Annotated in this window: 14 protein-coding genes; 10 read left to right on the top strand and 4 right to left on the bottom strand. The window is 54.1% G+C overall.

Annotated elements, in window-relative coordinates; genetic code table 11:
• The first annotated feature begins 123 nt into the window (after positions 1 to 123).
• The 5 genes from PT279_RS04275 (at position 124) to PT279_RS04255 (ending at position 7,170) form a co-directional block, all read left to right on the top strand.
• Positions 124 to 1,137, top strand: coding sequence for a LacI family DNA-binding transcriptional regulator (locus PT279_RS04275; protein WP_277165784.1), 1,014 nt, complete (start codon positions 124 to 126; stop codon positions 1,135 to 1,137).
• 301 nt (positions 1,138 to 1,438) lie between these two features.
• Positions 1,439 to 3,493 carry a TIM-barrel domain-containing protein gene (locus PT279_RS04270; RefSeq protein WP_277165782.1) on the top strand — a complete coding sequence of 685 codons (2,055 nt, stop codon included), beginning with the start codon at positions 1,439 to 1,441 and terminating at the stop codon, positions 3,491 to 3,493.
• 265 nt (positions 3,494 to 3,758) lie between these two features.
• Positions 3,759 to 5,093 carry an ABC transporter substrate-binding protein gene (locus PT279_RS04265; protein ID WP_277165779.1) on the top strand — a complete coding sequence of 445 codons (1,335 nt, stop codon included), beginning with the start codon at positions 3,759 to 3,761 and terminating at the stop codon, positions 5,091 to 5,093.
• 389 nt (positions 5,094 to 5,482) lie between these two features.
• Positions 5,483 to 6,337 carry a sugar ABC transporter permease gene (locus PT279_RS04260; protein ID WP_277165777.1) on the top strand — a complete coding sequence of 285 codons (855 nt, stop codon included), beginning with the start codon at positions 5,483 to 5,485 and terminating at the stop codon, positions 6,335 to 6,337.
• Positions 6,334 to 7,170 carry a carbohydrate ABC transporter permease gene (locus PT279_RS04255; RefSeq protein WP_277165775.1) on the top strand — a complete coding sequence of 279 codons (837 nt, stop codon included), beginning with the start codon at positions 6,334 to 6,336 and terminating at the stop codon, positions 7,168 to 7,170. Before PT279_RS04260 ends, PT279_RS04255 begins: the two co-directional genes overlap by 4 nt.
• A 543-nt stretch (positions 7,171 to 7,713) precedes the next feature.
• Here PT279_RS04255 and PT279_RS04250 read toward each other — a convergent pair.
• Positions 7,714 to 10,194 (bottom strand): TIM-barrel domain-containing protein, encoded by a 2,481-nt coding sequence (locus PT279_RS04250; protein WP_277165773.1) that lies wholly within the window; start codon positions 10,192 to 10,194, stop codon positions 7,714 to 7,716.
• 158 nt (positions 10,195 to 10,352) lie between these two features.
• Positions 10,353 to 11,723 carry an ABC transporter substrate-binding protein gene (locus PT279_RS04245; RefSeq protein WP_277165771.1) on the bottom strand — a complete coding sequence of 457 codons (1,371 nt, stop codon included), beginning with the start codon at positions 11,721 to 11,723 and terminating at the stop codon, positions 10,353 to 10,355.
• A 343-nt stretch (positions 11,724 to 12,066) separates the two neighbouring features.
• Here PT279_RS04245 and PT279_RS04240 point away from each other — a divergent pair, with 343 nt between their 5' ends.
• On the top strand, positions 12,067 to 12,786 hold the full coding sequence (locus tag PT279_RS04240) for a PAS domain-containing protein (RefSeq protein ID WP_277165769.1): 720 nt from the start codon (positions 12,067 to 12,069) through the stop codon (positions 12,784 to 12,786).
• A gap of 188 nt (positions 12,787 to 12,974) precedes the next feature.
• Here PT279_RS04240 and PT279_RS04235 read toward each other — a convergent pair whose 3' ends face one another.
• Positions 12,975 to 14,747: a glycoside hydrolase family 13 protein gene (locus PT279_RS04235; RefSeq protein WP_277165766.1), complete on the bottom strand. Its 1,773-nt coding sequence runs from the start codon at positions 14,745 to 14,747 to the stop codon at positions 12,975 to 12,977.
• Positions 14,748 to 14,964: 217 nt separating this feature from the next.
• Between PT279_RS04235 and PT279_RS04230 the strand changes: the two genes are divergently transcribed.
• From PT279_RS04230 to PT279_RS04215, 4 genes are all read left to right on the top strand, one after another.
• A complete protein-coding gene (locus PT279_RS04230; protein WP_277165763.1) occupies positions 14,965 to 15,561 on the top strand; it encodes a YesL family protein in 597 nt (198 codons plus the stop codon).
• Between the two features lie 68 nt (positions 15,562 to 15,629).
• Positions 15,630 to 16,646 (top strand): LacI family DNA-binding transcriptional regulator, encoded by a 1,017-nt coding sequence (locus PT279_RS04225; protein WP_277165761.1) that lies wholly within the window; start codon positions 15,630 to 15,632, stop codon positions 16,644 to 16,646.
• Between the two features lie 153 nt (positions 16,647 to 16,799).
• Entirely contained in the window at positions 16,800 to 18,188 is a 1,389-nt protein-coding gene (locus PT279_RS04220) for a glycoside hydrolase family 32 protein (protein WP_277165759.1), read from the top strand.
• Positions 18,189 to 18,377: 189 nt separating this feature from the next.
• On the top strand, positions 18,378 to 19,703 hold the full coding sequence (locus PT279_RS04215; RefSeq protein ID WP_277165757.1) for an ABC transporter substrate-binding protein: 1,326 nt from the start codon (positions 18,378 to 18,380) through the stop codon (positions 19,701 to 19,703).
• 260 nt (positions 19,704 to 19,963) lie between these two features.
• On the opposite strand, the gene PT279_RS04210 is transcribed toward PT279_RS04215, so the two are convergent.
• A complete protein-coding gene (locus PT279_RS04210) occupies positions 19,964 to 20,983 on the bottom strand; it encodes a LacI family DNA-binding transcriptional regulator (RefSeq protein ID WP_277165755.1) in 1,020 nt (339 codons plus the stop codon).
• Between the last annotated feature and the right edge of the window lie 205 nt (positions 20,984 to 21,188).

Genomic DNA, 21,188 nt, shown 5'->3' with positions numbered 1-21,188 from the left:
CCTCATGCTATTTCGTAGCATTTATGGTTGAGTGCTGATAGGATGAAGAACAGCATTTTTACGGAAGATTGTGCACCGACGTTGTCTGCACAAAACCTGTCGGGTATGAGGAGAAGATAAGCAATGGTCACCATGCAGGATGTGGCGGATGCGGCAGGGGTCTCAAAGGCGACGGTTTCGTATGTAGTATCTGGCAGCCCCCTGATTTCCGAGAAAACCGCAAGCAGGGTACGCGCGGAAATGGAAAAGCTCGGGTACTCCATTAATCATGCCGCGCGTGTGCTTTCGACCTCGAAGACCGGGGCGATCGGGGTGTTGTCTTCGGCCGAGCAAAACGCGTCATTCTCTCTTTCCCTAAGCGCCTATCTGTATGGCATCGCTCGTGCCGCAGGCGATATGGGCTACGACACCATGCTTCTTGCGGGTGCTGATGGCGCGAGCGCTTTGAAATCCGCGGCGCTCACCAAGCGCATAGACGGTGCCATCATCCTCGACGTTCGCAACGGCGATTCGCGGATTCGCGCAGCCGTCCAATCCGGGTTGCCTACAGTCCTGCTCGGTGATCCGGAGGATTCGATGGGCCTTGATTCGGTGGACGCGGATTTTGAGGAAATCAGCAGTACTCTGGTCAATTACCTGTACCGGTATGGCCATAGGGATTTGATTTTCATCGGTTGGCCGAAGATGACCTATGAAAGGCGGCTGAACTACGCAATTCGTTTCAGGTCCGCGATGGTCGAACGGGCGCAGGCGTTGGGCATGAAGATTCATTGCATCTACCCTGAAAACAGCATGGCCGATTTGTTGCGGCGATTGAAGCGTGCGGTGGAGGAATACGGCGATGCGACCGCCATACTGATTCATAACGATGCAGCCGTTATCGAGGTGTCCCAAGCTTTCTTGAGCCTCAATATCAAGATTCCCGAGGATTTCTCTGTTGTTGCCGTCATCCCCGACAAGGTGGGCGTTGGCATGCAGATTCCTTTCACCGCCATGAATCTCGACATCAACGCGATCGTCAAGCGCACCGTGGGCACGCTTGTGCACCGGATAGAGTCACCGGACGGCCCGGCTAGGCGTGTGCTGGTCGGTCAGCATCTTCTGCTGGCCGATTCCGTAAAACGCATATCGCGATAAAAGGTCCCGTGTTGGTTCGTTTTGCACGGGCCGACGGTTCGAGCCGGCTTGATAGCGCGGTCAAATGAATGGATCAATCCGGCCAAGACCGGGTGGTTGTGCGTAACCGCGATTGGTGTGAACGTTGAAGTGGACTTCCGCTTATGGGCCGGTTCCAGACCCTTAGCAGCACTTTATTCAATGAATTGAATTTTTGGGAAGCATGGTATATAATGGTTATTGAACCGATTAAATAGCTGGTTTACTTTGATTTAGAAGTGACGGAACAAAGGGGTCTGAATTGCACGTGAATCAATTTTCAATGAGTTCCGACGGACATTCTCTGTTCTGGACGGGCGGGGGCGAATATCTGCGCATTGACGCTTGGGGCCGTAACAGCGTGCGGGTCCGTGCCCGCCAAATGCATGAGCCGATCGAAAACCTGGACTGGGCGCTTCTGCCCGGGCATGAGGGTGAGTCGGCTACAGTCACGATTGACGACGACGGTTGTGCGGCGACGTTGGCCAATGGCGATATCAGCGTTCGCGCAAAGTCTCACCACAACGTTTATGAAGGCGCCGGTTACGAGCAGTTCCATTGCGAGCTGAGTTTTTATAATGCCGACGGCAAGCTTTTATTCGAAGAGAAACCGATCGGCGGGAATCTGAATCTCAAGGCCCGTGATTTTGAAGGCATCTGCGGAGGGGATTTCTCCGTGACGGCTTCCTTCGTGGCGCCGGTTGACGAGCATCTCTATGGAATGGGCGAATACCAGCAGAACGTCCTTGACCTGAAAGGCTCGACGTTCGAGCTGGCGCATCGTAATTCGCAGGCATCGATTCCGTTCGTCGTCTCTTCACAAGGCTATGGGTTTTTATGGAATAACCCTTCCATCGGCACGGCGACGTTCAGCAAGAACGAGACGGTCTGGCGTGCGCAGTCCGCGAAGCAGCTGGATTATTGGGTGACTGCCGGCGGCACCCCTGCGCAGATAGAGCGGCAATATGCCGATGCCACCGGTTACGCCCCGGTCATGCCGGAGTGGGGTCTGGGCTTCTGGCAATCGAAACTGCGCTATTGGAATCAGCAGCAGGTGCTGGATGTCGCCCATGAATTCAAGCGTAAAGGCATTCCGCTCGACCTGATCGTCATCGATTTCTTCCATTGGCCCCACATGGGGGATTTCCGCTTCGAAACCGAGTTCTGGCCCGATCCCAAGGCGATGTGCGACGAGTTGCACAGCATGGGTATCAAGGTCATGGTTTCGGTATGGCCGCAAGTGGCTTTGGACTCCGAAAATTATCTGCAGATGAAGGCCGAGAATCTTTTGGTCGGTACGGATACCGGCGAAGATATCGGTATGATGTTCGAAGGCCCTAGCCAGTTCTTCGATCCCACCAACCCTACCGCACGTGATTTCGTATGGGATACATGCAAACGTAACTATACCGATTATGGCATTGATGCTTTTTGGCTTGATGAGGCCGAACCGGAATATGGTACGTACGATGTCAAGAACTACCGTTATTACGCCGGTGCGGGCCAGCAGGTCGGCAACATCTATCCGGTCGATTACAACAGGTGTTTCTACGAAGGTCAGGTCGCGCAGGGCCGGCAAAACGACGTGGTCAATCTTACGCGTTGCGCATGGGCGGGTTCCCAGCGTTATGGCACCTTGGTCTGGTCGGGGGATGTCGGATCCACTTTTAACGACCTCAAGGCCCAAATCACCTGTGCCATCCACATGGGTATGGCCGGAATTCCTTGGTTCACCACCGATATGGGCGGCTTCCATGACGGCGATATCAATTCCCCGGCTTTCCGGGAACTCTTCATCCGTTGGGCTCAGTTCTCCTGCTTCTGCCCCGTGATGCGCAATCATGGAAGTCGTTCGGGCCTGCAGCCAGACGGTTCCATGAAGGAACAGGTCAGAAGCGCCGACGGAAGCCCGCGCTCGCTTTCCGGAGTCGACAACGAGCCTTGGAGCATGGGCGAACAGGTTGAGGATATAGTCGTCAAATTCATCAAGCTCCGGGAAGTGCTGCGTCCGTATACGCGTACGCTGTTCGAGACTGCCCACGAGGATGGCCAGCCCATCATCAGAGGGCTGTTCTACGAGTTCCCGGACGACGAGAAGGCGGCCGACACCGCCGACGAGTACATGTTCGGTCCTGATTTGCTGGTGGCCCCGGTGACAACGCTAAAGGCGAGGTCGCGTGAGGTCTATCTGCCTGGGGATGCTTCGGTTTCATGGACCGACTTGCGTGACGGACGGGCATATCCGGGCGGTTCCACCATCGATTCGCCGGCCCCCCTTGATTCTTTGCCGGTGTTTGCAAAGGCGGGAAAGGATTGGGGACTGTTGAAGCGGTTGTGATTGTTCGGTGCTTGTGTCGTTTTCTGTTTGGGTTTTCGCTATTCGTACGCAAAATAGGACATACGAATAAAAATTGTAGAAAGGAGCGTGAGCTACAAAAGGGTTTCAAAGAAAGGGGGAATATTCGGCGAGATCCGATGCGGCTTGTCCCTATGGATTTCCATTCATAAGGTCGTCGCCGAAGTCCGCTGGATATCCGTGTGGTAACGCTGAATATGGTTCAGCGACAATTCAGTAATCTCGATGAACGAGAGAAGGTACAAAGATGAACCGTAAAATCAAGTCGATAGCAGTGTCGTTTATCGCGGCCGCTGTATCTGTCGGAATGCTTGCGGGCTGCGGAAGCTCGAAGTCGTCTGACGACAATGGCAAAGGCAAGGTCTACTATCTCAATTTCAAGCCCGAAGTGGCGAAAGAGTGGAAGGCGTTGGCCGCCGAGTACACCAAGCAGACCGGCGTGCAGGTCACGGTCGAGACCGCGGCTTCGGACACTTACGACCAGCAGCTCAAGAGCGAGATGTCAAAGAGCGAAGCGCCCACGCTTTTCCAGATCAACGGGCCGGTGGGCTACGAGGTATGGAAGGACTATACCGCCGATCTGAAGGATACCGAGGTCTATAAGCAGCTTCAGGATCCGAGTATGGCGATCAAGGATGGCTCGAAGGTTGCCGCCGTGCCGTACGTCACAGAAAGCTATGGCATCATCTATAACAAGAACATTCTCGACAAGTATTTCGCGATGAGTGGTGCAAAGGTCAAGTCCATCAAGGATGTCAATTCCTTTGCCTCGTTGAAGACCCTCAGCGATGATCTCCAGGCGCACAAGTCCGATCTGGGCATCAAGGGTGCCTTTACTTCAGCCGGTTTCGATTCCAGCTCCGACTGGCGTTTCAAGACCCAGCTCGCCAATATCCCTCTGTATTACGAATTCCAGAAGGATCATATCACCAAGCAGCCCAAGACGGTGAAGGGCACGTATCTGCCGCAGTTCAAGGATATCTTCGATCTGTATCTGAAGGATTCCACGACCGAACCGTCGCAGCTGAGCTCGAAGACCGGTGATGACGCCAATTCCGAGTTTGCGCTCGGTGAGGCTCCTCTCTATCAGAACGGCACTTGGGCCTGGTCCGATTTGCAGAAGGCCGGAGTCAAGGCTGATCAGATCGGCATGCTGCCTATTTATATTGGCGCCCCTGGTGAAAAGGATCAGGGCTTGACCACAGGTTCGGAAAATTATTGGTGCGTCAATGCCAAGGCTTCTTCGGCCGATCAAAAGGCGACCGAAGCGTTCCTGAAATGGGTGATTACCTCGAAGGACGGCAAGCAGGGCATCAGCAAGACGATGGGCTTCAACACCCCGTTCAAGTCCTTCAGCGACGTCAAGGCCGATAACCCGCTTATCGAGGCTGCAACCGAAAACCGCAAGGAAGGAAAGAAGCAGGTGGATTGGGACTACACCATGATGCCTTCCGAGCAGTGGAAGAACGATTTGGGCAACGCATTGCTCGAATATGCCCAGGGCACCGGAAAGTGGGATCAGGTCAAGACCAATTTCGTTGACGGTTGGGCCAAGGAATATCAGGCGGCTCACTCCAAGTAAATGATTTGGTGATGGGATGATGCGAGGTGTTTGAAATGGTGTTTGCGGTTTTAAGCACCTCGCATCACACAATGAAATGTCTCGAGACGTAATTTTGGATTCTAGGCGCTTGTAATCGGATGTAACAGTTATGGGAGAACGTTTTCATTTTTTGTTTCTTTTTTTGACATACCGGTTCTATGCCCTATGTTTCGTTATTTTCAGGATTTTCCTAATTCTGACATTCTGATTTTAAAATGAGCTTGACTTGACAGCTGAAATATGCTAATGTAAGCGTTTACTGGTTTGATATGTTATCACGGACGCACATATTAGATGCAGCAATATCAAAAAATTGAATCCGTTTGCAATTTTGCATGCGCACTCGAGGAGGAGAAAGTGGGCGTGAAATGATTTCAATGGCTGGAAAAACGATTCGCAGGTGGTGGGCGTTATTCGCATTGCCTACGTTTGCGGCTTTTGTTATTGGCTTTGTGATTCCGTTCGTGATGGGCATCTATTTGAGCTTCTGCAAGTTCAGCACGGTGACCGATTCGCAATTCATCGGATTGGCGAATTATTCGGCGGCAATCAAAGACCCTGAATTCTGGCACGCGCTGTGGTATACAGTGGCGTTCACCATCGTAACGGTGCTGATTATCAACATCTGCGCTTTCGCAGTGGCGTATATGCTGACCAAGGCGATCAAGGGCTCGACGATTTTCCGTTCGGTGTTCTTCATGCCGAACCTTATCGGCGGCATTATCCTGGGCTATATCTGGCTGCTGCTTTTGAACGGCATCCTGGCTCATTGGAGCAAGTCGATCACCTATTCAGGAACATATGGTTTCTGGGGTATGGTTGCCTTGTACTGCTGGCAGCAGATAGGTTACATGATGATTATCTACATCTCCGGTCTGCAGTCTCTGCCCGGTGATGTCATCGAGGCGGCGGCGGTCGACGGTGCAAATTCCCGGCAGACCCTGTTCCGGGTTACGATTCCGCTGATGATGCCTTCGATCACCGTCTGCACATTCCTGACGATGACCAATGGCTTCAAGATGTTCGATCAGAACTTGGCGTTGACTAATGGCGCACCTTCGAATACATCTGAAATGCTGGCGCTCAACATCTACCGTACGTTCTACGGACGTGCAGGGTTTGAAGGCGTCGGCCAGGCCAAGGCAGTGGTGTTCTTCATCATCGTCGCGATTCTGGCGATTATCCAGAACAAGTTGACCACGAGCAAGGAGGTAGAGGCATGAGCGACAAGGTAAAGCATTCTGGTCTGTGGACGCTGTTCTTCACGATAGTGAGCTTGATCTGGATCTTCCCGATCGTGCTCGTCGTTATCAACTCCTTCAAGCAGAAGGCGTATATTTCGCGTAATGCGTTCTCGATTCCTCGCGGCAACGAGTTCGTAGGTCTGGAAAACTACCGGAGGGGTGTCGAGCAGACTGACCTGTTCGCAAGCTTCGGGTGGACCGTCGTTGTCACTGTCGGTTCGGTTCTGCTGATCCTGGTGTGCACTTCGATGTGCGCATGGTGGATTGTGCGAGTCAATAACTGGGCGGCGAAGGCGCTGTACGCGCTCTTCCTGTTCAACATGATCGTGCCTTTCCAGATGGTCATGTTCACGCTTTCCAAGTTGGCCGATATGTTGGATCTCAACACTCCTTGGGGTCTGTGGATTATTTACCTTGGCTTCGGCGCGGGCTTGGCAGTATTCATGTTTACCGGCGTCATCAAGGGAATCCCGCAGGAGCTTGAAGAGTCCGCCATGATCGATGGTGCTTCGGTTCCTGGAATCTTCTTCCGTATCGTGGTGCCGATTATGCGCCCCTCGATCATTTCGGTTGCGATTCTTGAAGCCATGTGGATTTGGAACGACTTCCTGCTTCCGTATCTGACACTGGATATGCGCAAGTACAAGACCATGTCGATCGCCATTCAGTACCTCAAGGGTGGCTATGGTTCGGTTGATATGGGCGCGATGATGGGCTGCCTGGTGCTGGCCATCATCCCAATCATCATCTTCTACCTCTTCTGCCAGAAGTACATTATTAAAGGTGTAATGGCTGGAGCGGTAAAGGGCTAAAAGCCCTTTACAAACAACAGCCCAGTGGGCTGTTGTTTAGCTCCAGCCTGAGTGAGGCCGAAGGCCGAACGAAGGTAGTATTGAGTGAAACCCGCCCGAAAGGGCGGGTTTCTCCATAATTGCAGGGCCGAAGGCGGAGCGGTGAGAGTTAGAGGCCTTTTACGAGTAGTAGGACCTTGGATGGTGGCGGTCCTGTGGTTTGTTGTTTAGTTCTGGCCGAGGCCGAAAGGCCAAGCGAAGGTAATATTGAGTGAAACCCGCCCGTAAGGGCGGGTTTCTTCGTAATTGTAGGGCTGGAGGCGGAGCGGTGAAGGGTTGAGTTGTTAGTCACTAGCAGTGCTGTGGCTGTTGCTCGGTTCCGGCTGATGAGAGGCCGCAAGGCCGAGCGAAGACTGCATTGAGTCAATTTCCATCTGTAAAGGTGGGGTCTTCTGTAATTGCAGTACCGAAGGCGAGACAGCAAGAAGGGTTGATCAGATTTTAAAACTTATAAGAAGAAGGGCCACCCACGTATAGCGGGTGGCCCTTCTTGTGTTGTTTGCCTTATACGGTTCGCAGCAATTGCTCGGATACCGCGCGAATCACGGTGTCGGGCAGCTGTAAGTCGCCAGGGGCTTCTTGCAATGCGTGCAAAGCGGTCAGGCCGTCCTTGCCGTATTGGCGAATGGCATCGTAGGCCTTTTCTTTGGCCAGATAGTTGATCTGTGCGTCGTAAAGCACTTTCATCGCGTCTTCGACCGTGTTTTCCTCGCAAGGTCGAAGTGGCGAATCCAAGTCGATGCTTACGTCCGAATCCCGCGCGATACCCCGTAGCGCGACGGAAAGGCTTTGGCTCTTGTCATCATACCTGCATTCTGCAGTCTGGTATTTTTTGCCATCTACCGATATAATCGGTGCCGCGTCATCTTTGGCGATTCCGCGGAAAACAACGGTCCAGTCTCTTGTCGCAGGCAAGCAAGATGTATTACCTTGTGGCCGGCCGATGGTGAAGCGGGCGTTGCCCCCATTGCCGTTTCCGACGTTCAGCCTCAGAGCCGTCGTCGCGCGTACGCTGCCGTTGGTATGCACGCCGTCGTCTTCAATGAGATCAAATCGACCATCATCACCCGGAAAGACCACAATCTCCAAGTGCTTCGGATTCTTTACATTGTTGACCGGTCCGTTGGTTTCGTCCAAAGTCTGCATCGGCACGATGGCCCCGGCCTTTGCAAAGACAGGAATATCGGCAAGATCGCGCCAGAGTTCGAAGTTTCTTCCGGCTGGTGCGGGCGCATCGTAACGCTTGCCGGTGAAGAAGTCGAACCATTGTCCCTGAGGGAGCCACGCTCTGGCAGACCCTTTCTGCACTTCACGTGCCTGAGGGGTGACGATGGGGGCCACCACCAGTTGCGAGCCGAACCTGAACTCATCGTCAACGCGGTAAGCGTCATCGATTTCAGGACTCTGCCAATACATCGGCTCGACGAGGGGCCGACCGTCAACGTGTGCCCGCCAATTCATGCTATAAAGATAGGGAATGAGTTGTTGGCGCAAACGCAGCGCTTCGGTCATCGCAAGCCTGGTCTCAGTATGGAAGTTCCAGGGTTCCTTGCCGTTGAACGGGGAGTCCGTGGAGTGCAGTCGGTTGATCGGGCTGAAGGTGCCGAGCTGGTACCAGCGCGCTTCCAGTTCTTCGTCTCGGTAGCCGAACATGTGCCCGCCGATGTCGTGGCTCCACCAGCCGTAGCCGATGTTGCTTGCGGTGGCAGTGAAATATGGTTGGAATTGCAGAGATTTCCAGGAGACGACGGTATCGCCGGAGAACCCGACGGGGTAGCGGTGCGAGCCAGGGCCTGCATACCTTGAGAAGGTGATCGGCCAGCGGCCATCACGTCCGGAATCAAGATAGTGCAGGTGGTTGAGGATCCACAGGGGGTCGAGCCCCTTTTGCCGGGTCACGCCTCCCTGTTGCCAATCGATCCACCAGAAGCTGACACCTTCGTCTTCAAGGTGATGGTGAAGGTTGAAATAGGTCTGCATGAATTTCGGGCTGGAAGGATCGAAGACGATCGGCTCCTCGCTTTTGGAGTCGACGCCCATCTTCCTGGCTATTTCGGGGTAGCAGTCCTCGAAGGCCCTGATGCCATCGCGCGGATGGATGTTCAGCGTCACTTTCATCCCGTTTTGGTGCAGTTCGTCCATGAATTTTTCCGGATTGGGGAAGAGTTTGCGGTTCCATGTATAGCCGGTCCAACCGGAACCGTATTTGGGATCGATGTCGTCGACGCGGTGCCAGTCCATGTCGATGACCGCGGTGTTGAACGGTATCCCCTCCTTTTCGAAGCGCTGCATGAGGTCCAGATATTCATCGCTGCTGTATTTGTGGTACCGGCTCCACCAGTTGCCGAACGCGAAACGGGGAAGCAACGGTGTCTGCCCGGTAAGGCGATAAAAGTCTTGTATCGCTTCGATATAGCGGTGTCCGTACGCGAAGATGTAAAGGTCGATGCCCTTGTGATTTCTGGGTTCGACCCACATGCCGAAGGGGTTCGCCTGCCCTTGCACCGAGTCGGTCTCCACCAATTCGTTCGACGAGGAATCGTCGAGGAGTGCCCATCCGTTCCTGGAGATGATGCCTTGTCCCAGCGGTATCTCGCCGTCTGCCTTGTCGAGGGTCCGGGCGGTTCCCTTGAGGTTCCCGACAGGTTCGGCGCCGAAGTTCCAGGTGTTCCTTTGGCTGTCCCGCAATCCTTTGACCACCACGCTCAGTCCCTCTTTGCTGAACGGTTGCATGTCGTAAGTCAGCCTCAAATGGGGAGTTTCGACAATCAGTTCATCGTCTTTGATCCTCTTGGTGAATTCCGGTTTTGTATCCCAATTCCGGCATGTTACGGTCTGCGTGGCACGGTCTTCGAAAAAGCCGTCATCCTGCCATTCGAGACGAATCAGTGATTCCGTAATGACCCCGATGCGCCAATTGTCGCCGGCGATAGTAGTCGCCGGGTCCAGCGCTGGTCGAGTGGTCAATTTGGGGAAGGATGGCATCTTTGTTCTCCTTTGTGGTGCAATTCCTTGAACTCTTGTCGTATTAAGTTTAGTCAAGGGCCCTAATCTATTTCGCTGTTTCAAACGGCAAAAAGAACAGCCCGTAAGCTCTCGAAATGAAGGCTTAAAGGCTGTTCTTTCAGCATTCTGGATTGATGTTAATCCTCGAACTTTGTGGCTTTGGGCAGCATGCCGGTGGCCTTCTGGTTATCGGCCCATTCGCTCTTCCAAACGTTCAAGTATGTACTCTTGACGTTGTCCCAGCCCTTGGTGCCTTGGGTGTATTCCACCAAGGCGTTGCCGATGCCGTCTTCCCACTGCATGCCAGGAATCGCGAAGCTGCGTAGCGGCTTCTTGCCCTTGGTCTCCCATTGGCGGGCTGCGGTGGTGATTGGGTTGTCCGGCTGATACTTGGCATTGTCGAAGCCCTTGAAGGGGACGGAGAAGCCCATTTCCTTGGAGAGGACCGACTTGCCCTGATCGCTGTTGACCATCCACTTGATGAAGTCGAGGGTCGCCTTGCGGTCAGCTGCGTTGATGTTCTTGTTGACGGCCCAAGCCGCATCATAGATGGATGGCGGTGCGTATGCTTCTTCGCCCTTGATGCCGGTGAAGTAGGAGGGCAGCATACCGATATCGCTGTCTGCCACCTTGTTCTTGCGGATGTTGGTGTAGGACCAGACACCGTTGGTGTAGAAGGCTACCTCGCCGAGCGCGAATTCGCCGGCGATGTCATCGGACGTCTTGGAGCTCAGCATCGTTGCCGGTGTCGGGCTGTTCTGCACCTGCAGGTCGATCATGTTCTTGTAGTTGTCGAGATAGGTGCCCTTGAGTTCCGGCTTGAACGTGGTGTTCGAGTCCTTGTACTCGAAGAACAGCGGGATTCTCGAAAGATGTGCGGTGAAGCGGTATTGCGCTGAAGCGTCCAGGCCCGGGGTCGCGAACGCTCCCTTGATGCCCAAATCGCCCTTATGGGACTGGATATCTTTCACGACCTTCGTGAAGACGTCCCAATTCTTGATATCGGCATCGCTCTTGATCACGGCATAAGGCTTCGAGCAATAGTCCTTGATGATTTTCTTGTTGTAGATGATGCCGTACCATTCGGCTGCATACGGCAGCGTGTAGGCGTTTTTGCCGTCGCGATAGGCGTTGGTCTTTCCGGCGTCATTGAGCAGTGAGAAGACTTCGGTGTCTTGCAAAGGCGCCATGTGGCTCTTGTATTTGGTGAAATCGTCGTAGCCGCTGATGCTGAACATGGTCGGCGGTTCCGATTTTGCCAGCTCGGAAGCCATCGTCTCGTCCATTTCCTCTGCGGAAGACGTGCTGATTTGTACTTCGACACCTGTTTTTTCGGTGTACTTCTTGGCAAGAGCCTTGAACTGGTCGGCGACTTCGGTTTTGCCGTTCAGGAAGTAAACGTGGCCTTTGCTCGAATCAGTTTTGGATTTCCCGCCGCAGCCGGCCAAGCCGGTGGCGATAAGGGCAACGCTCAATACCGTGACTGTTGCCTTTTTTGAGAAATTCATAATGATTTCCTCCTTCTGTTTCTTCGATTATGCATAGTCGAAATGCAACTTGGGATAGTGATTATCTCGTTTGCCTTCTTTGCTGCTGTGCAAACTCCTCTTCGGTGAGTCATGGAGCACGATTTGTGGCCCAAGAAAAGTCTCAACAAAAAGTTGAAGCTTCTAAATTAAATATAGCACTATTAGTCAATTCATGTGACTATTTTAGTAATTTTTCTTTGATTTCCGGTTTGATCATGGTCGGCAATGCCCTCAGGGCCTGTGATTGCAAGTCATGGGCATGGTTAGACTGTAAGCTGATTGTTCTACGACTGTACTTTTCCACATTCCAAGGGAGGGCCCGATGTCGAGAGAAAAAGATCAGCAGGCTCAAAGCGATGGCCAAGAAATCAATGGCGATGAGCGTGAAATGATACTCGCCGCATTGATGCAATTGGTCGATCCGCTCTCCCGTATTCTTCCTGATTCCGAAGTCGTGCTTCATGATTTGCGCAAGATGCCGAACACCATCGTCGCCATAGCGAATTCCCTGACCGGTAGGGGAGTGGGCGACCCGGCAACGGATCTCTTGCTCGCTGAAGCCGCGCAGGGCGACGTACGCACAAAGGTCTCCTATCGCACGACCTTGCCGGATGGGCGTGACTTGCAATCCACCACCATCGCGATTAAAGACCGCAATATGAAGACTTTTGCAGCCCTTTGCATCAACAGTGATGTCTATATCTGGCAAAAACTCTCGAGTATCTCCAGTCTGATGCTTGGCCAGACGGTCAAAGGGGAGCGGCCGGCCGAAGAGAATTTCGCGAAAAGTGTCGACGAACTCGGCAACCTGATTATCGATGGGGCGATTGCCAAGCAGGGGATCCCGGTCGAGCTCATGCAAAAGGAGCACAAGATGAAAGTCGTTCAGGACGCCAAGAACGGCGGTGTTTTCCTGCTCCGGGATGCCGCCGATACCATGGCCCAAAAGCTCGGTGTTTCAAGGTTTACCGTCTATAACTACCTCAAGGAACTGGACGCGGATTCAAGCGGGGAGAACGCCGGAACGTCTGAATCCGCATGATGTGCAGCCCAAAATGGATGTAGGGAAACGGCTTGGCAAAAAGTACGGGCGAGCTGAATCCGTATGCATCTTGCCCGTATTCTTTTCTGATTGGCGAAATATGAGGCAATCAGCGCCAATGTCTTTTTTATCGGAAAGGCCACCTGTAGTTGTCGGCAGGTGGCCTTTCCGATAGGTTCTGAGTCGGTTTACTTGGTTGCCAACAGCCAGACGGAGGCATCCTGAAGAAGCTTGCCGTCGGCATCCAGATCAGCCGAAGCCATCAGCTGCGTGGCGTTGGCGGGCAATGCGACAGGCGCTGCCCCGAAATTCGTGATGTTGACGAAGCTGTGCCCGTCGGCATCCGCGGCAGGACGAGAGTAAGCGATGACGTCATGTCCCATATCGAGCATGTCGATGGAATCGTGGTCGCCGGTAGCGGTGAGCAATTGTGCACGGTTCTTCAGCAGCTTGCTGTAGAAGTTCAGCATGGAATCTGGATCGGTGGCTTCCTTGTCGGCCGCGAAGTCCTTGAACCACAGTGGCTGTGGCAGGTGCGGGTCGGCGCTCGCGGAACCGTCCTGGCGGGTGGCCGGCGAGAAGCCGAATGAGGCGCCTTCACCGAAGTCCTTGTCCCAGCTGGCTGGTCTTGGCTCGTCGCTGGCAGTCCAAGGCAGCGGCACACGGCACCCGTCGCGTCCCTTTTCGGTGAAGTTGCGCAGCGTGCGGAACGGGGTGGGGTCTTCCAAGCGGTCCCAAGGGATATTCGGCACCTCGAATAGGCCAAGTTCCTCGCCTTGGTAGATGTAGACCGAACCGGGCAAGCCGAATTCCAGCATCGCTGCGGCGCGGGCGCGGCGTGTGCCGAGTTCGCGGTTCTCGATGTAGGTGGTGCCGTTGCGCAAAATCCAATCGGTGGCGATCTGATGCTGGGTATGCGCCTTGACCTGCGGCAGGCCGTAGCGCGAGGCGTTACGGGGAATGTCGTGGTTGCTCATCACCCATGTCGAAGTGGATCCCCCGCTTTCCTTGGCACTTTGAAGGCCCTCGGTGACGGCGGTGCGCATTTCGTCGACATCCCAGTTGGCCTTGGCGAATTCGAAGTTGAAGACCTGGCCGAGCTCGTCCGGCGAAGCATAGAGATGTTGATGGTCGGGGCGCACCCAGGCCTCGGCGACGGCGAAACGTGGCGGATTGTACTCGTTGAAGACCTGACGCCACTCCTTGTAGATGTCGTGGACTTCGGGACGGTCCCACATCGGGTTCAACCCGTCATGGTTCGTCTGGTCCTGGACGGTGTACTCGCGGCCGAGTTCCTCCAACGATTTGCTGTCGAAGTCCTTGGCCAGCCCGTGGGCCACGTCGATGCGGAAGCCGTCGGTGCCGTGGTCGCTCCAGAAGCGGAAGGTCTTCTTGAACTCTTCGTGGATGTCCGGATTCTTCCAATTGACGTCGGGCTGTTCCTTCGCAAAGATGTGGAAATACCATTGTCCGTCATTCACACGTTCCCATGCTGGTCCGCCGAACAGGGACTGCCAGTCGTTGGGCGGCAGTTCGCCGTTCTTGCCGCGACCTTCGCGGAAGACATAGCGATCGCGGGCGGCCGATCCGCGTCCCGCCTTGAGTGCTTCCTTAAAGAAGCGGTGCTTGTCGGAGGTGTGGTTGGGCACGATGTCGACGATGACCTTGATGCCTGCCTTATGGGCCGCCTCGACCATCTTGTCGAAATCGTCCATGGTGCCTAGGCGCGGGTCGACGTTGCGGTAGTCGATGACGTCGTAACCGCCGTCGGCCAATTCGGAAGGATAGAACGGGGAAAGCCAGATCGCATCAATGCCGAGCGAGGTCAGATAATCCATTTTCTCGGTAATACCGGCGATGTCACCGATGCCGTCGCCGTTGACATCCTTGAAGCTGCGGGGATAGATCTGATAAACGACGGCTTGTTTCCACCAGTCATCTCGAGTATTGTTGAGAGTCATTGATGTCCTTCCTTGGAGAGTGCAGTACTGCCTTATTCATAAGTACCATGACAACGTTATCAAATCTATCATAATCCCAGGAGTGAAACAAGATATCTGGGCATGTCTGCTAAAGGAACGCAAACAATAGAAAATGTTTTCATTGCACATGATGGCGTATGCTGTTGTATGGAGTTCACGATCGATCACATTTGATACTTAAAGATAAAGGCGGAATATGAAGTGGCTTTCACCTGATTCAGGGTTCATGCGGGGGCTGTCGGATCTTACCGATGCCGTTTGGATCAACATCCTGATGCTGGTTACCTCCATTCCCATCATTACCATCGGTGCGGCTTTGACCGCCGGCCATGATGCGTCGAGGCGCTCGCTTATCGGTGAGGGGCACGTCACCTCGAACTATTTCAAGGCCTTCAAATCAAATTTCAAGGCCTCGACCATACTCTGGTTGCTCTTCGGCACCACCGGCGCGGCGATTGCCTGCAGTTGGGTGTTTTTGCAGATCACACCGCTGCTGATCCCGAAATTCGCGTTCACGATCGTTTGGCTGATAGGTTTTGAATGGATTTGGGGGCTTCAGGCCAGGTTCAAGAACTCCATCGGCGGCACGTTGAAAAACGCGTTTGTGTTCGGTGTCTCCTACTTCGGCACCACTCTCGCTCTGGTTGTTGTAGACGTCATTTTCGTCAGTCTTATAGTCGCATCGTGGTTCTATATGCCGCAGGGCGAGTTTCTTCTTTTCGTTTTCGGTTATGGCTCGATGATCATGATCCATATCCCGATATTGGAGCACGTTTTCAAGCGTTATCTGTAGTCTCTCGCAGTCCTGCTGGCGGCAACCGGTTTTAGACAGCTCTCGATGGATGAGTACAGTGGTTGCCTATGGGACGAGTGACGCTTCAAGATGTGGCAAAGGCAGCCGGAGTTTCAACGGCGACGGTTTCCTGGGCTGTAAACGATAATCAAAAGGTTCGTATTCCCGAAGTCACGCGTAAGAAAGTTCGTAAGGTCGCGCGCGAGTTGGGCTATCACCCCAATGCGCTCGCAAAGGGGTTGGCCCGCGGAGAGTCTTCGCTGATTGGGTTCATTAGCGACGGCGTGGCGACCACCCCGTTCGCCGGCCAGGTCATTCGCGGGGCCCAAGATGAGGCATGGCGCAACGGCAGGATTCTCCTGATCGTCGATACCGGCGGAAAGGCCTCGATCGAGCATTCGGCTTTCGAATTCATGCTTGAGCACCAGGTCGAGGGAATCATCTATTCCACATGGACCCACCGCGTGATCGTCCCTCCTTCCGAGCTTCGTCCTTCGAAAAGCGTTTTGGTGAACTGCTTCGACAAGAACCATGATTTCCAGGCCGTGGTCCCCGATGAATGCCAGGGCGGACGTGCCGCCACGCAGCTGCTGCTTGATCACGGGCATAAACGAATCGCTTTTCTGAACGATCCCCAGCCTACCCCGGCTTCATGCGGCCGCCTCGAGGGGTACCGCGATGCCCTTGAAGCTGCGGGAATTGTTTTTGATCCCTCCCTCGTCATCAACGCTCAGGCGGATCAGGAAGGCGGCTACGGCAGCGTCGACAAGCTGTTGGCCACGCATGCCACCGCTGCTTTCTGCCATAATGACCGCTTGGCGATGGGCCTCTACGACGCCTTGCGTGAGCGTGGCCTCAAGGTGCCCGAGGATATTTCATTGGTGGGCTTCGACAACCAGGAAGTGGTTTCGGCCCATCTTCATCCGGCGCTGAGCACTGTGGGGTTGCCGCAGTACGAGCTCGGCGTGTTGGGGGTTCGCGCCCTGATCGATTTGGTCGATGAGGGCAGTAATGACGGGCAGCCGGACGGTCCTTTGCTGGTCGAATGCCCGCCGGTGCTGCGTCACTCGATTGTGAGCGCTTGACACCATCAAACAGTGTGCTATTATTCAATTAATGTTTATTGCTTAAGCGATTAAACATAAGCATAGGAATGGTTGTTGTCGTATGGGATTTTGGCCGTGCAAAGTCTTGTGCGCCCGAGCCGATGCCGATGACGGCATCAAAGAAAGGTTGAAATGAAGCTGTATTATCAATTCCCGGGCACATGGTTTGGCGACTGTATGCCGTTCGGCAAGGGGGATGATTTCTTCCTCTTCCATCAGCGGGATAACCGTAATCCTGGCCCGTTCGGCGAACCTTTTGGCTGGTCGTTGGCCACGACCAAGGATTTTGTCCATTACAAGGACTGTGGCACCGCGATTCCGCGTGGAGCGGATGATGCCCAAGACCAGTTCATCTATGCGGGCAGCGTCTTTGACGGCGAAGGTCAGTACCACGCTTTCTATACCGGCTATAACCGCGATTACGAAGCGCAAGGCAAGGCGTCTCAGGTGTTGATGCATGCCGTAAGCGATGATCTCTATCACTGGACGAAAACCGAAGACAAGCTCACCTTCACACCGCAGCCGGGGTATGACCCCGACGACTGGCGTGATCCGTGGGTGATCCGCGACGATGAGCATGACCAGTATCTGCTGATTCTCGGTGCCCGTAAGATCGGCCCCAAAACCCAGCAGACCGGCCGTACCGTCAAGTTCACTTCCAAGGACCTCAAAAACTGGAAGTTCGAAGGTGATTTCTGGGCTCCTGGTCTGTTCACCATGCACGAGATGCCTGACCTGTTCAAGATGGGCGATTGGTGGTATCACATCGTCACCGAGTACAGCGACAAACATGGCATGGTCTACCGCATGGCCAAAAGCCTTGAGGGCCCGTGGATCGCGCCTGTCGATGACGCTTTCGACGGCAGCACCTACTACGCCGGACGTACGTTCGAGCTCAATGGCAAGCGCGTGCTTTTCGGCTGGGTTGGCACCAAGGAAGACAACGATGACACCAAGAACTACGAGTGGGGCGGCACGTTCGTGCCTCACGAGGTCTATCAGCGCGCCGACGGCACGTTGGGCTGCCGTCCGGTGGACACGCTGTGGGACGCGTTCAACGAGCGCGAGCCCATCGCCGATGTCGCCATCGATTCCCCGCATGAGCGCAAGGAAACGACCCTCGTGCACAATGCCGGGGATCTGTACTCCTTCGAGGCGGATGTGACGTTCGGCGAAGGCACACGTTCCTTCGGCTTGCGTCTGCACAAGAACGAGGAAGACGGCAAGTCCTACCAGTTCATCTTCAAGGTGGGCGAGAACCGCTACCTCTTCGAGGGCAGCCCGAACATGCCGTGGTTCACCAATATGAACATCGGCGTGGAACGTCCGATCCAGCTCGAAGCTGGCAAGACCTACCACATTCAGGTTGTTGTCGACGACACCATCGCCACGATCTATGTCGATGGAGTCGCGCTGAACGCCCGGATGTACCAGAAGCCTGGTGATGATCTGACTATGTTCGTCACTGATGGGTCTCTGCAAATCACCAATGCGTCTGTAGCGCGTGGAATCAAGGAGTGATGATTGCCTTTGGGCGACTGCGGTCGGTGTATTACCCCTCCACGGCGATTGCTCATAGACAAACAACATTTAAGTGGATAGAATTTTTCTTATCTGCTTAAGCGCTTAATTTTCATTCGCCGGTTCGGCTCGCGTGTCGATCCGGACCAGCGGATATTAGTTACAAAGAAGTAAGAGTCATTGGAGGTAATGATGAAACGAATCACGAAAGTGATCGCCTTGGCCAGCGCTGCGGCGATGTCGCTGGGAGTGCTGGGAGCCTGCGGGAGCTCGAGTTCCAGCTCGAGCAAGGGCCATGTGTACTATTTGAGTGCCAAGCCTGAGCAGCAGGACCAGTTCAAGGAAATTGCAAAGAGCTTCACCAAGGAGACCGGCATCCCCGTTGATGTCTCCGTGGCTTCCTCCGGGTCCGCCGACCAGACGCTGAAGAGCGAGCTGGCGAAGTCCCAGGCGCCGACCATGTTCGATGTCGACAACAACGATTTCGACAACTGGAAAGACTATTATGCCGACATGTCCGGCACGTCCATGTACAAGGATCTCGAAAAGTCCGATTATGCCATGAAGAACGGCGACAAGGTCGGCGCGGTTCCCTACGTCATGGAACGCTACGGCATCATCTACAACAAGGCGATCCTCAAGAAGTATTTCGACGCCGATTGGTCAACCATCAAGTCCATCGACAAGGTCAACAACTTCAAGGCGCTGAAGACGGTGGCCGATGAGATTCAGAAGCATAAGGACGATCTGGGCGTAAAGGGCGCGTTCTCCTCCGCCGGTTTCGATTCCAGCTCGAGCGGCCGTTTCGGCGATCAGCTGGCGCATATCCCGGTGTACTACGAATACAAGGATCAGAACACCACCGTCGAGCCTCCGACCGTGACCGGCAAGTATCTGCCGGGTATGCAGAACATCTTCGACCTCTACATCAAGGATTCCACGGTGGCTCCTTCGCAGCTTTCCGGAGCGACGATGGATGATTCCAACTCGGAGTTCGCACTCGGTGAGGCCGCCTTCATTCAGAACGGCACCTGGTCGTACCCCCAGCTCAAGGGCCAGAAGGTCGCCGACAAGGATATGGGCGTGCTGCCGATCTACATCGGTGCTCCCGGCGAGGAGAAGCAGGGCCTGACGGTCAGCTTCATGTACTTTGCCATGAACAAGAATTCCTCCGAGGCCGATCAGAAGGCCACCAAGCAGTTCCTGGACTACATCCTGAAGAACAACTCGGCCCGCAAGGTCGTCACCGACGAGATGGGCTTCGAGACCCCGTTCAAGTCCTATGCCAAGGCCGGATTCAAGAGCAAGAACCCGATCCACCGCGCCAATGATGCTTATGCCAAGGCCGGCGACTACGAGACCGTGATTTACCCGCTGCCTACCCAGCAGTGGAAGAACGGCATGTCCGACGCTCTGCTTGAGTATGCTCAAGGCACCAGCAAGTGGGACAAGGTCAAGACCGCGTTCGTCAACGGTTGGGCGACCGAGTACAAGACGGTCAACCACAAGAAGTGACGGCATCGAGACGGTAGCGGGTATGGTCTCCTGATTTCGGATCATTCCCGCTGCTGCTAACGAAATGCTGGTTCAGTGGGTAGGATTTTTGCCTTATGGCACGAATCCTACCCACATTTTTGTTTTGGGGTAGATGCGCGGAAACCTGGACGATGGTCCAAAAATTGAGAATCTGATACAGAACAGGAGCACGCCGACATTTATGATTCGTAATTCCGATGAATACGTACGTTCATGCCGGGTTTCCAGACGCCTTTCCGCTACTCCTTGCGCGGTGGAGCGGTGGAGCCGCGGAACATGATTTGCGGGTCCAACGTTTCGTGTTTGATTGAGGTTTTTTCGCCGTTGAGAAGCTGAAGGGTGGATTTCGCGATGGTGGCTCCCATTTCCTTGGGATTCTGATGCACGGTGGTCAGACCGACCTGGGAAGCATAATCGATGTCGTCGAATCCCACGATGGAGATATCTTCAGGGACCCGATAGCCGAACTGGCGTAAGCGTGCCATCAGCGGTACTGCAAGAGAATCCTGTTGGCAGCATATGGCCGTAGGCATGTGATCAAGCGCAAACAGTTTTGCCAAAGCGCTGTCGACAATATGCTCGTCGTTGGGGATGTCGATGACCACCGGGTTGATTCCGGCTTCCTTGCATGCGTTTTTGAACCCTTCCTGTCGAAGCATCGCGCTGAAACGCAGCATTCCCGAAACTTTGGGGAAGAAGGGGAAGGTGATGAACACAATATCCCTATGGCCTATCGAAATCAGATGCTTTGTGATGAGCTGCATCGCCCCGAGGTCATCGACGGAAATCGAGGCGGAAAACGCGTCTTCGGGTATCGCGTTGATGCCGGTGATGGGCACCTTCATGCTTTGCAGTCGAGGTGCCTCGTCGCGGTTGATGTCGAAGGAAGTGACGATGACGGCGTCGACATTGCGACGGATGGGGAGGTTTTCGAAGAATGCATGCCGTTCGTCGCTTGAGAGAATCTGATAGAAGGCGATATCGTAGCCCGCAGGTTGGAATACACTGTTCAGGCCTTCGTAGACCTGCGCATTGAACCAGGTTGAGGACCGGTCGTTATTGAGCATGGCTATCCGGTAGGTCTGCCCGGTCTGGAAAACGGAAGCCGATCTTGAGATTGAGAAATCCAGTTCCTTGGCGGCGGCGGTGACTTTGTTTTTTGTCTTTTCGGCCACGAGATCGGGGTGCTTGAAAGTTCTGGAAACGGTTGCAATGGAAACACCGGCAAGCTTGGCTACATCTTCAATATTAGTTTGCATCAGACCTCCATTGTATAAATGAGCAAGATATCTATCAGAGTACACTCAAAATCCTCTTAAAACTACCGAATTGTTTATTTCCTTTCCTGTTTTCGCCATAGCCAAATGGAAAAGCGAAAAAGGAAGACGAAAATCGGTGGAATCCCGAATGGATTTTTCTTGCTGGTTGTATCGCTAGTTGACAAATTTTTTGAATGCGTTTACA

This window comes from Bifidobacterium sp. ESL0784, from assembly GCF_029433295.1.
GTDB lineage: Bacteria > Actinomycetota > Actinomycetes > Actinomycetales > Bifidobacteriaceae > Bifidobacterium.
Note: the sequence above shows the minus strand (reverse complement) of the source record. Positions and strands in the feature narration are given on the sequence as shown.

Bases quoted from the DNA above. Each gene is read 5' to 3' on its own strand.
- PT279_RS04275 (WP_277165784.1), top strand. From the start codon at position 124: ATGGTCACCATGCAGGATGTGGCGGATGCGGCAGGGGTCTCAAAGGCG.
- PT279_RS04270 (WP_277165782.1), top strand. From the start codon at position 1,439: ATGAGTTCCGACGGACATTCTCTGTTCTGGACGGGCGGGGGCGAATAT.
- PT279_RS04265 (WP_277165779.1), top strand. From the start codon at position 3,759: ATGAACCGTAAAATCAAGTCGATAGCAGTGTCGTTTATCGCGGCCGCT.
- PT279_RS04260 (WP_277165777.1), top strand. From the start codon at position 5,483: ATGATTTCAATGGCTGGAAAAACGATTCGCAGGTGGTGGGCGTTATTC.
- PT279_RS04255 (WP_277165775.1), top strand. From the start codon at position 6,334: ATGAGCGACAAGGTAAAGCATTCTGGTCTGTGGACGCTGTTCTTCACG.
- PT279_RS04250 (WP_277165773.1), bottom strand. From the start codon at position 10,194: ATGCCATCCTTCCCCAAATTGACCACTCGACCAGCGCTGGACCCGGCG.
- PT279_RS04245 (WP_277165771.1), bottom strand. From the start codon at position 11,723: ATGAATTTCTCAAAAAAGGCAACAGTCACGGTATTGAGCGTTGCCCTT.
- PT279_RS04240 (WP_277165769.1), top strand. From the start codon at position 12,067: ATGTCGAGAGAAAAAGATCAGCAGGCTCAAAGCGATGGCCAAGAAATC.
- PT279_RS04235 (WP_277165766.1), bottom strand. From the start codon at position 14,747: ATGACTCTCAACAATACTCGAGATGACTGGTGGAAACAAGCCGTCGTT.
- PT279_RS04230 (WP_277165763.1), top strand. From the start codon at position 14,965: ATGAAGTGGCTTTCACCTGATTCAGGGTTCATGCGGGGGCTGTCGGAT.
- PT279_RS04225 (WP_277165761.1), top strand. From the start codon at position 15,630: ATGGGACGAGTGACGCTTCAAGATGTGGCAAAGGCAGCCGGAGTTTCA.
- PT279_RS04220 (WP_277165759.1), top strand. From the start codon at position 16,800: ATGAAGCTGTATTATCAATTCCCGGGCACATGGTTTGGCGACTGTATG.
- PT279_RS04215 (WP_277165757.1), top strand. From the start codon at position 18,378: ATGATGAAACGAATCACGAAAGTGATCGCCTTGGCCAGCGCTGCGGCG.
- PT279_RS04210 (WP_277165755.1), bottom strand. From the start codon at position 20,983: ATGCAAACTAATATTGAAGATGTAGCCAAGCTTGCCGGTGTTTCCATT.